This is a genomic window from Halobellus sp. GM3, assembly GCF_052545375.1.
This window is the reverse complement of record NZ_JBQWLT010000002.1, coordinates 164,378-178,635: the sequence shown is the minus strand read 5'-3', so window position 1 is coordinate 178,635 and position 14,258 is coordinate 164,378. Positions and strand designations below refer to the sequence as shown.

15 protein-coding genes are annotated in these 14,258 nt (G+C 65.6%); 6 read left to right on the top strand and 9 right to left on the bottom strand.

Going from position 1 to position 14,258, the window contains the following annotated elements; genetic code table 11:
* Both ACT3HL_RS03640 and ACT3HL_RS03635 read right to left on the bottom strand, forming a co-directional pair.
* Positions 1 to 1,848 carry an acetyl-CoA carboxylase biotin carboxylase subunit gene (locus ACT3HL_RS03640; RefSeq protein ID WP_445085451.1) on the bottom strand — a complete coding sequence of 616 codons (1,848 nt, stop codon included), beginning with the start codon at positions 1,846 to 1,848 and terminating at the stop codon, positions 1 to 3.
* Between the two features lie 157 nt (positions 1,849 to 2,005).
* On the bottom strand, positions 2,006 to 2,251 hold the full coding sequence (locus ACT3HL_RS03635) for an amphi-Trp domain-containing protein (RefSeq protein ID WP_445085450.1): 246 nt from the start codon (positions 2,249 to 2,251) through the stop codon (positions 2,006 to 2,008).
* A 276-nt stretch (positions 2,252 to 2,527) separates the two neighbouring features.
* On the opposite strand from ACT3HL_RS03635, the gene asd reads away from it, so the two are divergent.
* From asd to ACT3HL_RS03620, 3 genes are all read left to right on the top strand, one after another.
* Positions 2,528 to 3,562 (top strand): aspartate-semialdehyde dehydrogenase, encoded by a 1,035-nt coding sequence (gene asd / locus ACT3HL_RS03630; protein ID WP_445085449.1) that lies wholly within the window; start codon positions 2,528 to 2,530, stop codon positions 3,560 to 3,562.
* Positions 3,563 to 3,842: 280 nt separating this feature from the next.
* A complete protein-coding gene (locus ACT3HL_RS03625; RefSeq protein ID WP_445085448.1) occupies positions 3,843 to 4,325 on the top strand; it encodes a redoxin domain-containing protein in 483 nt (160 codons plus the stop codon).
* A gap of 51 nt (positions 4,326 to 4,376) precedes the next feature.
* Complete coding sequence (locus tag ACT3HL_RS03620) at positions 4,377 to 5,159, top strand: DUF7847 domain-containing protein (protein ID WP_445085447.1); 783 nt, start codon at positions 4,377 to 4,379, stop codon at positions 5,157 to 5,159.
* 159 nt (positions 5,160 to 5,318) lie between these two features.
* Here ACT3HL_RS03620 and ilvD read toward each other — a convergent pair whose 3' ends face one another.
* The 5 genes from ilvD to ACT3HL_RS03595 form a co-directional block, all read right to left on the bottom strand.
* Positions 5,319 to 7,073 (bottom strand): dihydroxy-acid dehydratase, encoded by a 1,755-nt coding sequence (ilvD, locus tag ACT3HL_RS03615; protein WP_445085446.1) that lies wholly within the window; start codon positions 7,071 to 7,073, stop codon positions 5,319 to 5,321.
* A 73-nt stretch (positions 7,074 to 7,146) separates the two neighbouring features.
* Positions 7,147 to 7,785, bottom strand: a complete 639-nt coding sequence (locus tag ACT3HL_RS03610; RefSeq protein ID WP_445085445.1) for a molybdenum cofactor synthesis domain-containing protein — start codon at positions 7,783 to 7,785, stop codon at positions 7,147 to 7,149.
* An 86-nt stretch (positions 7,786 to 7,871) separates the two neighbouring features.
* Positions 7,872 to 8,648 (bottom strand): transcriptional regulator FilR1 domain-containing protein, encoded by a 777-nt coding sequence (locus ACT3HL_RS03605; RefSeq protein WP_445085444.1) that lies wholly within the window; start codon positions 8,646 to 8,648, stop codon positions 7,872 to 7,874.
* A 163-nt stretch (positions 8,649 to 8,811) separates the two neighbouring features.
* Positions 8,812 to 8,988: a 50S ribosomal protein L37e gene (locus ACT3HL_RS03600; protein ID WP_445085443.1), complete on the bottom strand. Its 177-nt coding sequence runs from the start codon at positions 8,986 to 8,988 to the stop codon at positions 8,812 to 8,814.
* Positions 8,985 to 9,215 (bottom strand): LSM domain-containing protein, encoded by a 231-nt coding sequence (locus ACT3HL_RS03595; RefSeq protein WP_445085442.1) that lies wholly within the window; start codon positions 9,213 to 9,215, stop codon positions 8,985 to 8,987. The genes ACT3HL_RS03600 and ACT3HL_RS03595 overlap by 4 nt, the downstream gene beginning before the upstream one ends.
* Before the next feature lie 128 nt (positions 9,216 to 9,343).
* Between ACT3HL_RS03595 and ACT3HL_RS03590 the strand changes: the two genes are divergently transcribed.
* A complete protein-coding gene (locus tag ACT3HL_RS03590) occupies positions 9,344 to 9,763 on the top strand; it encodes a hypothetical protein (RefSeq protein ID WP_445085441.1) in 420 nt (139 codons plus the stop codon).
* Between the two features lie 124 nt (positions 9,764 to 9,887).
* On the opposite strand, the gene ACT3HL_RS03585 is transcribed toward ACT3HL_RS03590, so the two are convergent.
* Complete coding sequence (locus ACT3HL_RS03585; RefSeq protein ID WP_049985763.1) at positions 9,888 to 10,100, bottom strand: ribbon-helix-helix domain-containing protein; 213 nt, start codon at positions 10,098 to 10,100, stop codon at positions 9,888 to 9,890.
* A gap of 153 nt (positions 10,101 to 10,253) precedes the next feature.
* On the opposite strand from ACT3HL_RS03585, the gene ACT3HL_RS03580 reads away from it, so the two are divergent.
* Together ACT3HL_RS03580 and ACT3HL_RS03575 are read left to right on the top strand one after the other, a co-directional pair.
* Complete coding sequence (locus ACT3HL_RS03580; protein ID WP_445085440.1) at positions 10,254 to 10,577, top strand: DUF5789 family protein; 324 nt, start codon at positions 10,254 to 10,256, stop codon at positions 10,575 to 10,577.
* A 234-nt stretch (positions 10,578 to 10,811) separates the two neighbouring features.
* Entirely contained in the window at positions 10,812 to 13,073 is a 2,262-nt protein-coding gene (locus ACT3HL_RS03575; protein WP_445085439.1) for a PAS domain S-box protein, read from the top strand.
* A 134-nt stretch (positions 13,074 to 13,207) separates the two neighbouring features.
* On the opposite strand, the gene aglJ is transcribed toward ACT3HL_RS03575, so the two are convergent.
* A complete protein-coding gene (gene aglJ, locus ACT3HL_RS03570; protein ID WP_445085438.1) occupies positions 13,208 to 14,125 on the bottom strand; it encodes an S-layer glycoprotein N-glycosyltransferase AglJ in 918 nt (305 codons plus the stop codon).
* Between the last annotated feature and the right edge of the window lie 133 nt (positions 14,126 to 14,258).

The following is a 14,258-nucleotide window of genomic DNA, read 5'->3' as shown; positions in this document are numbered from 1 at the left end:
CTACTCGATGGCGACGAGGACGTCGCCCATATCCACGCTGTCGCCCGCTTCGACGAGGATCTGTGAGACGGTGCCGCCGCGCTCTGTGACGATGTCGTTCTCCATCTTCATCGCCTCTAGCACGCAGACCACGTCGCCGGCGGCGACCTCCTCGCCCGCCTCGACGTCGACCGAGAGGATCGTCCCCTGCATCTCGGCGACGACCTGCTCGCCGTCGCCCTCGAGAACGATCTCTCCCCCGTCGTCCGCGGTCGCGTCCCCGCCCCGTGATCGGGAGCGGCCGCCGGCGCTCGTCCCACCGCTCGCCCGCCCGTCTGCGATCGCGTCGAGCGACGGGACCGGCGGCGCGCCGCGCTCTTCGAGGCTGACGTCGAAGCGCTTGCCGTTGACCTCGACGGTGAACTCCCGCTCTGTCGCGTCGTCGCCCGCCTCGTCGCCGTCGGCTCCGTCGTCCGCGTCGGCGGCCGCGCCGTCGGTGCCCCACTTCTCGACCGCGCGATCGATCCGCGTGCGGTCGAGTTCCTCGTCGAGGTACTTCGTGGTGTGCTCGCCGGCGCGGAACGCCTCGTCGGTCAGCATCAGCCGGTGGAAGGGCACGATCGTCGCGAGCCCCTCGATCTCGAACTCCGAGAGCGCCCGCTCGGAGCGGGCGAGACACTCCTCGCGGTCTGATGCGGAGACGATCAGCTTCGCGATCATCGAGTCGTAGTCGCCGCCGATCTCCTCGCCCTGACGGACGGCGTCGTCGATCCGGACGCCGATGCCGCCCGGCGGATCGTACGTCGAAAGCGTCCCGGTCGCCGGCGCGAACTCGTCGGCGGCGTTCTCGGCGTTGATCCGGTACTCGATCGCGTGGCCGTCGATCTCGACGTCCGCCTGCGCGAAGTCGAGTTCCTCGCCGGCGGCGACCCGCAGTTGCCACTTCACCACGTCGATACCGGTGACCTCCTCGGTGACGGTGTGTTCGACCTGGATGCGGGTGTTGACCTCCATGAAGTAGAACTCGCCGTCTTCGACTAGGAACTCCACCGTCCCCGCGTTGGTGTAGTCGGCCTCGCGGACGCCGCGGCGGGCGGCCTCGCCGACCTTCTCTCGGAGGGCCGAATCGAGCGCGGGCGAGGGCGCCTCCTCGATGACCTTCTGGTGCCGACGCTGCAGCGAGCAGTCGCGCTCGCCGAGGTGGCGGACGTTGCCGTGCTCGTCGGCGAGGATCTGCACCTCGACGTGCCGCGGCGCTTCCAAGTACTTCTCGACGTAGACGGAGGCGTTGTCGAAGTACGCCTCGCCCTCGCGCTGGGCCGTCTCCAACTGCGACTCGACCTCCTCCTCGGATCGGACGACCTTCAGTCCGCGGCCGCCGCCGCCACCCTCGGCTTTGATCGCGATCGGGTAGCCGTACTCCTCGGCGATCGCCTTCACCTCCTCGGCCGACTCGACGGGCTCTGTCGTCCCGGGGACGACCGGCACGTCGGCCTCCTGCATCAGCGATCTGGCTTTCGTCTTCTCGCCGAGACGCGCCATCGCCTCGGCCGACGGGCCGATCCACGTCATCGGGCTCTCCTCGACCTTGCGGGCGAACTCGGCGTTCTCCGCGAGGAATCCGTACCCGGGGTGGACGGCGTCCGCGCCCGCCTTCCGCCCGGCCTCGATGACGGCCTCGTGGTCGAGGTAGGAGTCGGCCGCGCGCGCGGGCCCGACGTTGTACGCTTCGTCGGCGAACCTGACGTGGCCGGCGTGTTTGTCGGCGTCGCTGTAGATCGCGACCGTCCGGACGCCGAGATCCCGACACGCCCGCATCACCCGGAGGGCAATCTCTCCGCGGTTGGCGACGAGAACCTTGTTGAACATTTGCCGATGTGTTACCGAACGTGCCACCTCTATCTGTCGGTTCTGCACGAAGGGACGTTCGACAACCGTCGATAAAAACCGGAGGGGAACCGAAACAACGACGCTTTGGGGCCGTTGTCGGGCGTCGTCGACGCGCAGCGTCAGGCGACGCGATTCGTCACTCGCTCCAGCGGACCTCGTATTCCAGTTCGTACCGTTCCTCGCCGGTCTCCGAATCTGTCAGCCGTTCGAGTTCGACCTCGAACAGCGCCGTCTCGGGGACGTTGACCTCCCGCGTATCGGTCTGGCTCTCGAGGTGGACCTCACCCCCTCGATCTGGTCGGCGGCGGCGAGAGCCGCGGCGGTCTCGGAGCGGGCGTGCGATTCCTCCGATTTGTAGAGAACTTCTTCGGACATCGATCAAATTCCGCGCCCCAGTGTGATATAGTAGCGTTTGCAACTGATTGCGCATTCGATCGCACGCAGTCGTGCGATCGAGTGAGTGAAGACTTGCAAACGCTACTATAGCAGTACAGTCACGGTCGAGACTGCACTGTGATACACCTATAATCGACCAATATATTCGGTAATAACTGGACGTTAATCAAAAATCCGGTGCGCACCGAGACTCGTCCGAACATTCGTGAAATACGATCCGAATCCAAACCGCCTTATGTGAGTGTCACTCACGCTCACGATAATGACAGTACGTGTCGGTATCCTCGGCGCGACGGGCGCAGTGGGACAGCGATTCATCCAGCTCCTCGACGACCACCCGACGTTCGAGCTCGCGGCGCTCACGGCCTCGGAGTCCAGCGCGGGCAAGTCGTACCGCGACGCGGCGAAGTGGCGCGTGAACACGCCGATCCCCGAGGACGTCGCGGAGATGAAAGTCAGCGCAACGGCGCCGGAGGAAGTCCCCGACGACGTCGACCTGCTCTTCTCGTCGCTGCCGTCGGGCGCGGCCGCGGAGGTCGAGCCGGCGTTCCTCGAAGCGGGCTATGTGGTCTCCTCGAACTCCTCGAACGACCGGATGGCCCCGGACGTCCCGCTGACGATCCCGGAGATCAACCCCGGTCACCTCGACCTCATCGAGGTCCAGCGCGATCAGCGCGGCTGGGACGGCGCGCTCGTGAAGAACCCCAACTGCTCGACGATCACGATGGTCCCCACGCTCGCGGCGCTCGATCAGTTCGGCCTCGAATCCGTCCACGTCTCGACGCTGCAGGCCGTCTCGGGCGCGGGCTACTCCGGAGTCACCTCGATGGAGATCATCGACAACGCCATCCCGCACATCGGCGGCGAGGAGGACAAAATGGAGACCGAGTCCCGAAAGCTCCTCGGCGAGTTCGACGGCGCGGAAATCTCGCTGCACGAGATGGACGTCGCCGCCTCCTGTAACCGCATCGCGACGCTCGATGGCCACCTCGAGAACGTCTTCGCGGAGACGGCCGAGGACGTCTCGCCCGCGGAGGCGGCCGAGGCGATGCGCGGGTTCCCGAGCGCCGACCTCCCCTCCTCGCCCGAGCAGCTCATCCACGTCTTCGAGGACTTCGACCGCCCGCAACCGCGGCTCGACCGCGAGCGCGGCGACGGGATGCAGATCTCCGCCGGCGGGATCCAGGAGACCGAGCACGGCCTGAAGTACAACTGCCTCGCGCACAATACGATCCGCGGCGCGGCCGGCGCGTCGCTGCTCAACGGCGAACTGCTCGTCGAAGAGGGCTGGATTTAAACCTCCAGGTTTTTACGCGGAGGGGTCCGGGGACCCCTCCGCGTAAAAACCTGGAGGGAAAAAGGCCGCGAGGCTCTCAGCCGCGAGCCTCGCGGTACTACCGCTGGATGTGACTTCTTGGACGCGACTCTCCGGATACGACTTCTTGGACGCGACTCTCCGGATACGACACCCTAGTTCGACTGCTTCTGACTCCCACTGACGGCGACCACAGCGACCGCAGAGCCGAACATATGGCCCAGTATCTTTTCCTCTGTGGCGTGCGAACGTCTCTAGCGCAATGACGCAGTCACCGACCATCGGCGACGAGGCACCGAACTTCCGAGCGACGCTCGCTGACGGGGATGTTTCGGCGTTCGAACTCGACGACGCGCTGGGCGAGGGGCCGGTCGTCCTCGCGTTCTTCCCCGGCGCGTTCACCCCGCCGTGTACGAGCGAGATGGGGGCACTGCAGGACCACCTCGACGAGTTCCGGGACGCCGGCGCGACCGTCTACGGCGTGAGCGCGGACTCGCCGCTGTCCCAGAACGTCTTCCGAGAACGGGAGGGCCTCGAGTTCGGACTCATCAGCGATATGGGACGCAGCGCGATCGACAAGTACGGGCTGGAGATCGACATCGACGACCTCGGACTGATCGGCGTCGCGAACCGCGCGGTGTTCATCGTCGACGACGACGGCACCGTCGCCTACGACTGGATCGCCGACGATCCGACGAACGAACCCGACTACGAGGAGCTGCTCTCGGAAGTGCGAGGGCTGTGAGGCCGAGTCGCTCTACCAAGGTTTACTAGCGTCGACGGAGAGCCGTTATGTATGGCCGCCCTCCGGTCCCTCCGCCCGGCAGTCGCTGCACTGATCCGCAATCCCGTCCTCGTGGCGTTAGTCGGGCTGTTCGGCCTGATCCAACTCCCACAGCTCGCCCTCCAGCCGTCCCAGCCCCTCCTCGCCGCCCTCGTCTCGCTCGTGACGACCGGCGTTTTGATCGTCGTGATGCCGTTCTTCCAAGGCGGGCTGCTCGGGATGGCCGACGAGGCGCTCGCCGAAACGACGAGTCTGCGGACGCTCGTCGACGAGGGGAAGGCTAACTACGTCAGCCTCCTCATCGCGTACCTCGCCGTGTTCGCCGTGAACGTCGCCGTCGGTATGGGCGCGTTCTTCGCGCTCATCTTCGGCGGTGCGGGCCTGTATGCGGCCGACGCCTCCAGTCTCGTCGGTCTCGGCGCCGTCGCCGTCGTCGGCCTCCTGTTCGTGCTCGCGTACCTCCTGATCGCGTTCTTCGTCCAGTTTTACGCCCACGCGATCGTCCTCGGCGACGCCGGCGTCGTGGACGGCTTCAGGACCAGCGTGGGTCTCGTCCGCCGCAACCCCGTCAGCGTCGTCGGATACACGGTCATCCTGTTCGCCGGGAGCCTCGTCTTCGGCGGCGTCGCCTCCCTCCTGCTGTCGCCGCAGCCGACAGCGCTCCCGCTTCCCGATCTCTCCGTGCCGCTCCTCGCGCTGGCCGCGGTCGTTTACGTGGTCGCGCTCGCAGTCGTCGGGGCGTTCTACGCGACCTACTCGGTCGCGTTCTATCGGTCCATCGAGGAGACGATCTGAAAAGCGGCGACTGCCGCTTCGCGCCCGGGTTCGTCACCGCGCCGTTCCACCTTTTTTTCGCTCGCTCCGGGAGACCGAGTTCTCCCGCGCTCCCGATCGCCTTCGGCTCACGGGAACTCCGCTCGCTCGAAAATCTGGACCAAAAGGCGGTTGGTCGGGCTACTCCTTCGCGCCCGGGTTCGTCACCGCGCCGTTCGCGGCCGACCCGAAGTCGTTGCCGTACTTCGCGAGCACACCGGAGGTGTAGGCCGGTTCCTTCGGCTCCCACGCCTCGCGGCGGGCGTCGAGTTCCGACTCCGAGAGGTCGACCGAGAGGTCGCGCGCGGGGATGTCGACAGTGACCTCGTCGCCCTCCTCGAGCAGGGCGATCGGGCCGCCGACGGCCGCCTCGGGCGCGACGTGACCGACCATCGGGCCGCGGGTCGCCCCGGAGAAGCGGCCGTCCGTCAGCAGCGCGACGTCGTCCTCGTGACCCTGTCCGACGACGGCGGCGGTGACGCCGAGCATCTCGCGCATCCCCGGGCCGCCCTGCGGCCCCTCGTTTCTGATGACGATGACGTCGCCGGACTCGATGTGGCCCTCCTGGACGTAGCGCATCGCCTCCTCCTCGCTCTCGAAGATCCGCGCGGGACCGGAGTGGTGGAACGCGTCGTCGCCGGTGACCTTCAGGACCGCGCCGTCGGGCGCGAGATTGCCCGTCAGGATCTTGATCGCGCCCTCCGCCTGATACGGGTCGTCGACGGTGTAGATGAACTCACCGGAGATTTCGCCGTCGTCCGGGAGGTCCAGCTCTGCGAGCTCCTCTTCGATCGTGCGCCCGGTGACGGTCATCGCGTCGCCGTGGAACAGCCCGGCCTCAAGCAGGCGGCGGATCACGACCGGGACGCCGCCCTCCTCGTGGAGGTCGTTCATCGTCTTCGTGCCGCCGGGCTGGAGATTCGCGATCTTCGGCGTCCGTCGGGAGATCTCGTCGAACTCCTCGATCGAGAGGTCGATTCCCGCCTCCGCGGCGAGCGCGAGCAGATGCAGGACGGCGTTGGTCGAGCCGCCGATCGCGACCTGCAGCGCGATCGCGTTCTCGAAGGACTTCTTCGAGAGGATGTCGGAGGGTCGGAGGTCGTTCTCGACGGCCTGCAGGACGGCCTCGCCGGAGCGCCGCGCAACGTCGTAGCGCTCGGGCGATTCCGCGGGCGCGTCGGCGGTGCCGAGCGGCGCCATCCCGAGCGCCTCGGAGATAGAGGCCATCGTGTTCGCGGTGAACATCCCGCCGCAGGAGCCCGCGCCCGGACAGGCGTGGCGTTCGAGGTCGTCGAGTTCGTCGGCGCTCATCTCACCCTCCGCGTAGGTGCCGACGCCCTCGAAGACGTTCTGGACGGTCACATCGCGCCCCTCGTGCTGGCCGGGCATGATCGACCCGCCGTAGAGGAACACCGAGGGCAGGTCCGTCCGGATCGAGGCGATCATCATCCCCGGGAGATTCTTGTCGCAGCCGGCGACCGTGACGAGCGCGTCCATCCGCTCGCCGAAGGCGACGAGTTCGACGGAGTCGGCGATGACCTCTCTGGAGATCAGCGAGGCCTTCATCCCCTCGGTCCCCATCGAGATGGCGTCGGAGATGGTGATCGTCCCGAACTCGATCGGCATCCCGCCGGCGTCCTCGATCCCCTCGATCGCGGCGTCGGCGACGTCGTCGAGGTGGACGTTACACGGCGTGATGTCGGCCGCCGGGTTGGCGACGCCGACCATCGGCGAGCCGAGATCCTCGTCGTCGAAGCCCATCGCGCGGAACATCGCGCGGTGCGGCGCCTTGTCAGGCCCCTCGGTGACGTCCGAACTCGGGAGGTCAGGGTCCTTTCCGGTCGAGAACGGCTCGTCGCTCCCGTCCTCGGGTTCGCGTGATTCCTGTTGGCTCATACACGGGAGGTAGTCGCAGCGGCATTAAAAGTCAACGCATGGTTTCCCACAGCCGAGTCCGTGACCGGAACTGTCACTCCTCGTCTCGGGTTTCGTCACCTGACTCGTCGGTCCCTTCAGACGCTTCCTCCCCGTCCTCGGGGCGGGTCGCCAGCCCCGCGAGGTGCGGCGCTTCGGGGACGATGATCTCCTCGCTGCCGAGCCGCGCGGCGTTCTCGCTGCCGGGGAGACAGAACACCGGGACGCCGCGGGCGATTCCCGCGGTCGCCCGCGTGCCTACGACGCGCGTGCCGATCTCCTCCTCTGAGTAGCGGCGGAACAGCTCGCCGAAGCCGGGCAGCTCCTTCTCGAAGAGGTCGTCGATCGCCTCGACGGTCACGTCGTCCGGCGTGACGCCCGTCCCGCCCGTGGTCACGACCACGTCGACGTCGTCGCTGTCGGCGAACCGATCGACGATCGACTGCAGGCCGTCGTAATCGTCCGCGACGACGTCCCGCGCTGTGATTTCGTGGCCGGCCGACTCAAACGCCGAGGCGATGGCGTCGCCCGCGGGATCGTCTTCGAGCGTCCGAGACGAGGAGACGGTGACGACCGCCGCGGCCAGCGACTCGAGGTCGTGAGCGTGGTGATCGTGGTCGCCGGAATGGTCGTGATGGTCGTGGTCGTCCGACGACGACTCGTCGTCCTGCTCTGGTGAATCGGAATCAGTCACGGCACGCGTTTCGACTTCGACCGACAAAGCTCCCGCGACGTGTCGCCGGTCCGCTCTCGACGTCCACCGCCGCGCTCCCGCTCGTCTCACACCGACGGCGGCTCGATCGGGTCGGCGCTGTGGGCGATCCGCTCGTACTGCGAGCGCGCCCACGCCAGCGCCTCCTCGGTGTCGTTGACGATGACGCCCCGGACACCAGTGTCGCTGTAGAGCACGATCCCGGCCTCGTCGTCGGTGATCCAGAGGCCGTACGAGAACGGCACGTCGGCGCGTCGGAGTTCGACCAGCTCGTCGCCGAGCGCGGTCAGGAACGGTCCGGACGTCTCGGACGCCCCGAGTAACTGCTCGACGACGGGGTGATCGAGGACCATCTCCAACGTCGCTCCGCCCGCGGTCGCGACCTCGTGGAACTGCCTGATGTGTCCCGAGAGGACCGCGGGCGCGATGCACCGAATGGCGGCCGCGGGTTCGACGCTGTCGAACAGCCGCTGCATAACCCCGTCCGGGACCTCGGGGGAGGCGTGGATCACCTCGGCCCCGTCGAGGAACCGATCTGCGATGGGGACGTCCGCCGGGACGTGTCGGAACACCTCGATCCCCGCTCGGATCTCCCCGAGCCGCCGGTGATACCGGTCGAGCGCAGACAGCGCGGTGCGGCCGGCGAGAGTCGCCTCGTATCCCTTATCGGTGCGCTCGATCAGATCGCACTCGAGGAGGTCGCGGACCGCCCGGTCGACCGTCGAGCGCGACGCGTCGGCCGCCTCGCGGAGTTCGGACTTCTGCTTCGGCCCGTCGAGGATCGACCTGAGGAATGGTTCTCTCGTCCCGATGACGTCTTGGAGCGGTCGGTCGATCCCGGGCATCGACTACGTTGTTAGTGACGGCGGTGATGAGTATTTCGACGGCAGACACGTTCGCCGCTACGGCCGCTATCGAGCGGGAGGGAAACGAGAAACACCGCCGGAACCGGTCGAGGACCGGCGTTGATAGATCAGTCGGCGTCGATTAGTCGGCGACCGGACCCGACTAGTTGTCGCCCGCTTTCGACGTCCACTCGTAGTCGCGTCGCTTCGCGGACTTACCGAAGCCGCACGAGGAGCAGACACTCTTTTTGATGTGGTATGATTTCTCGCCGCACCGGCGACATTTGACGTGCGTCGTCTTGTTCTTCTTTCCTTGGCTCGGGGTACCTGCGCCCGTCATGTTTGTATCGTCACGACGTTGTCGCCGCGTATAATCGTTGTGTCTTCGACCGCCGTGGCGTCCAGTTCGCCCGGTACGGCATCGCTGTCTGCTGCGGGCTCCAACACGGCGTTCATGTGCTGGTCGTACCCGGCCAGCGTGCCGTAGTAGGCGGTGCCGTCTTTCAACGTGACCGTGACCACGTCTTCGAGTGCGGCTTCGAGAACGTCCAGGGGTCGTCCGCTCATACCCCAAGCGCCGCCCGTTTCGGTATTAAATGTGCCGGACCAGCGCCGCAATCGCGTCAGCAGAGAGCGCTCCGCTCGACGCTCGATCCCGCCGATGCGGTTTTCACTCGGGGCGCCGAGAGACGACTGTGGTGTACATCACGCGCGGGCTACTCGACGCGCTGCTGGAGATGGCCGCCGCGGAGGAACCGTCGTCGATCAGCGTCGTGCTCGCGTCGACGCCGGCCCGCGAGTTCGAGGCGGATCTGGGGCTCGAACCCGAGACACCCGTGCTGACGCACTTTTACTTCCCGGAAGCCAGTGGCTCCGTGACGGCGGTATTCGGCGTCGACCTCGGGACGCCCGCGGGTCGGGGGCGCGCCCGGTTCGTCTCGCATCCGCAGGGGCCGCTGGAAGCGACGCGCGAGGACACCTTCGCGGCCGCGCTCGTCGTCGCGGTGCCGCCGTGGGAGGAGACCTCGTGTGCGGCGTTCGACCGCAACGACCGCGAACTCGACCTCGACGTACTGGACGTCGAGCCGCCGCGGGAGACGGTCGCCGAAGAGTGACGAGCGTCGAGGGTACCGATAGCGGCGGCGTACCGAATGTTATAGTAGCGTTTGCAAGTCTTGACACACTCGGCCACACGACATCGTGCGGTCGGATGTGCAATCAGTTGCAAACGCTACTATACTACCGGTCCAGATACCCCAGATCCGCGAGCTGTTCGGCGATGTCCTCGAACTGCGCCTCGGTGAGTTCGCCCTCCCGCTGGTACTGGATGACGATGCTCCGCAGGAGGAATCGCACGAGGTCGCTGGTGCTCGAAAAGCTCGTCCCCTCGATCGTTTCGTCGACGCGCTCGGCCAGGTCTTTCGGGATCGAGACGGTCGTGTACTCGGTCATCGTCCTGTGCGGTGTGAGGCGTCGGTCGGACAAAACCCTGTGGAGTCGATGCCGGGCGGTCGGCTCCTCGGACCGGGGGCGACGCACCGGGACTCGAGCGCTCCCAAACCGGAGCCGGGGGTTTTTCCACCCCCCGAGCCGTAGCCGTCGTCGATGGCTGTCAGACCACCGCAGCAGGGCGGCGACGACCCCGACTCCCTGGAGTTCGGTATCGCGGCGCTCACTCCCTATCTCGCGGAGTCCGATATCACGTTTCCCGCGACCACCGACGAGATCGTCCGCGCCCTCGGCGACCCCGAGATCTCCTGCGACGCCAGCGGAAACGCGGTCGCGCTCTCGACGGCCCTCGCCGCCGTCGAGGCGAGTCAGTTCGACACCGAGCGCGAACTGCTGGACGCGTTACACCCCGTCTTCGAGGAGTTCCGGACGTCCGGCGGCGGGATCTTCTCGCAGCTTCGGGCGTTACTTCCCTTCTAGGTGGAGCGTTCACGGTGATGCAAGGCGGAACCCCACGACTTCAGTCGTGGGTTATTCTCCCGTCACTGTGTGGACCCACAACTAGATGTGTATTGGGTTATGTATCAGTTCGTAACAAGATGTATAGGACCCAACGCTACATTATTGTCGAGAGGCCGATCGGCCGGCCGCAAATAGACGACTCCCGGTGAGATGACTGACACGCCGATAACGACACAAGCGGCCAGAGAAGCGTTGTATGACGTTATTCGCAAAGAGATACCCTTCGAACAGAAGGCACGCGAAGCGCTTGAACTCGGCCGGCGATATCTCGACGCGGACAACGGACATCTAACGCAGATCGATCAGGAGACCGGTCACTGGGAAGCGATCGTCAGTACCGACCCGCCGGACGGACAGTTTCCGGCGGGGCTAACGGTCGATCTGGGAACGACGTACTGCCGTCGCGTTATCGAGACCAACTCACAGATCGCCCTTCACGATGCGCCCAATCAGGGATGGGCCGACGACCCCGCGTTCGAAACCCACGGTCTGCACTGCTATCACGGCACACCGCTTATCGTTAATGGCGAACCGTACGGGACCGTTTGTTTCGTTTCCGAGGATCCGCGGGGAGAGTTCAGCGACGGCGAAACAATGTTCGCCGAACTCATCTCGCAGCTCCTCGAACGCGAACTCGAACGAGAGCAGCACGAAGCCGAGCTCACGAGACAGACGAACCTCGCCATCGTCCTCAACCGAGTCCTTCGTCACAACCTCCGCAACGACCTGTCCGTTGTCCGCGGGTTCACCCAGATGATGGCCGACGAGTTAGGTGACCACTCGTACAGTCAGACCGTCCTCAGGAAAATCGACGAGCTCATCGAACTCGCCGAGAAAGCCCGCCAGTTAGATCGCACGGTCGCCGCCGACTTCGAGCGCGAACCCACCGACATCACCGGGCTCATCGAAGAGGTCGTCGAGACGGTCACACGACAGTACCCGAAGGCGTCACTCTCCGTCGAATCCGCCGACGGCGTTACCGCGGCAGTGATGCCGAGCTTCGAACGAGCACTACAGGAACTGATCGAAAACGCGGCCAAGCATAGCGGTGACACCCCCACCGTCACTGTCTCGATCGAAAACGCGCCAACCGCCGTCGAGATTCGGATCGCCGATGATGGATCGGGGCTGGCCGATCACGAAGCTGACGTGCTTCAGACCGGTACTGAGACGCCCCTAACGCACGGAAGCGGGCTCGGACTGTGGCTCGCTCACTGGATCGTAACCAGTCACAGCGGTTCGATCGACGCGACCGTAACAGATGAGGGGACGGTGATGACGATCTCTATCCCGCGGAATCCGGCCTCGGACGTGCAACACCAACTGACGGAGCTACGACGGGCACGCGATCAGTACCAGGCGGCGTTCGAGGGGGCCAACGACGCGATGATTATCCTCAACGACGACGCCCAGATCATCGAGGCAAACCCTGCAGCGAGCGACATCTACGGGTTGGCACAGCAAGCGCTGCTCGGCCAGTCAATCCAGCGCTTTCTCCCCGCGGATTTCGACTTCGAGAGTTCGTGGCGCGCGTTCACGGATGGCCGAGAGGAACGTGACACGGTGACGATCCTCGGAGCGGACGGCGTCGAACGCCAAGTGGAGTACGCCGCCACGACCAACGTGGTTCCAGGCCAACACCTCGTCGTCAGCCGGGACATTACAGAGCGCGTCGAGCGCGACGCGGAACTCCAGTCGAAAACACAGGCGATGGACGAAGCCCCAGTCGGGATCACACTCGCGGATCCGAACCAAGAAGACAACCCACTCGTCTACGCCAACAGGCGGTTCTGTGAACTAACCGGGTACGAGGCGGAGGAGATTCTCGGCCGGAACTGTCGGTTTATACAGGACGATGATACCGATTCGGCGGTGATTTCCAGAATCCGCGAGGCGGTGGAGGCGCGGGAGTCTGTCACGGAGACGATTCGAAACCGTCGGAAGGACGGGACCACGTTCTGGAACCGGCTCACCATTGCGCCGGTACGGGACGAAACAGGAGCGCTCGTGAGCTTCGTGGGGTTCCAAGAGGACGTGACTGACCGGATCGAACGCGAGCAGGCCCTCGAAGCGACGACGCAGCGACTACACGCGATCATCGAAGCCGCTCCAGACGCGATACTCGCGCTTGACGCGGACGGGACGATCCAGTTGTGGAACGAGGCTGCCGAAGACGTGTTCGGATACGACGCGGATGCAGTGATCGGTGAGTCGATTCGATCACTCGAGTTTCCCAGTGAGAAGGAACGGTCCGAATTCGAACAGCGGTTCGCGCGTGCACTACACGGTGAAACGATCAGCAATCACGAGATACAACGACAGACGAAAGACGGCACCCGTATTCGGCTCCGGCTGTCGACGGCGCCGATCAGAGACGAGTCCGGGGCAATCACGGGAGTGACGGGCGTGATTGAAAATCTCGCGGAGGACGTCGAATCGTCCGCTACCGAGTGACGAAATTACTCACGGCGTGGTGTCCGACAGCGGCTGCGAGGTCGCCTCAGTCGCGCCTTTCTCCTCCGGTTTCCAAGGAACTCTGCTGTAGCGACGCCGACTTGGCGACATCGTCGTTCCCACTCACCGCCCGCCTACTCCGAGGTCTCCTCTTCGATCTTGCGCAGCGTGTCGCGGTGAAGCGACAAGATCAGGTCCGCGAGCACGCCGAACATCAGAAGCTGTACGCCGACGATCACGCCGAACCCCGAGACGACCGCGAGCACCTCGTGAGAGATCCCGGCGGTGATCCACTCGACGACGACGTAGACGGCGATGAGGAGGCCGGTGACCGTCGAGAGCACGCCGAGGCTCCCGAAGTAAAAGAGCGGGTTGTTGGTCTTCGCGCGGCGGTAGAGTTCCAAGAAGATGATCCCGCCGTCGCGGACCGGCCGGAGGTTCGTGTCCGACCCGGAGGGTCGCGGGAGGTACGTGATCGGGACGACCGCGGTCTCGACGTTCCGCTTGACGCACTCGACGGCCATCTCGGTCTCGATGCCGAAGCCGTCGGAGGTGAGTGCCATCCGAAGGAACGACTCCCGCGTGAAGGCGCGGTAGCCCGAGAGGATGTCGCGGAATCGCTCGCCGTGGACGAGCGCGAACCCGCGGTTGATCATCCGGTTGCCGAGTTGGTTGAACCGCGTCATCGCGCCGTCGCGCAGGTCAGCGAAGCGGTTTCCGATGACGTGCGCGGCGTCGCCCTCCAAGAGGGGCGTCAGCATCGCGTCGGCGTCCTCGACGCGGTAGGTGGCGTCGCCGTCGAGCATTAGCACGTACTCGCGGTCGACGTGCGCTTCGACGCCCTCGCGGACGGCCTGTCCCTTGCCGCTCCCAGATTGGTAGACGACGCGCGCGCCGTGCTCCGCGGCGATGTCGTCTGTCCCGTCGTCGGAGCCGCCGTCGACGACGAGGACGTCGTCGAACCCCGCTCTGCGGAAGTCGTCGACGACCCGACCGATCGTCTCGGCCTCGTTGTAAGTGGGCACGAGCACGCACACGTCGTCGTAGTCCATCGTGCGGACTGCGTCGGGGACCGGTAAAAATGGTTCCGGGACGGACCAGCGGAAGCCGCCACCGAGATGAAGAGGCCACCTTCGAGGGCCGGCGGGCGGGGGGCGCCGCTGGGTGCCGGGGTTTTTCTCCGAG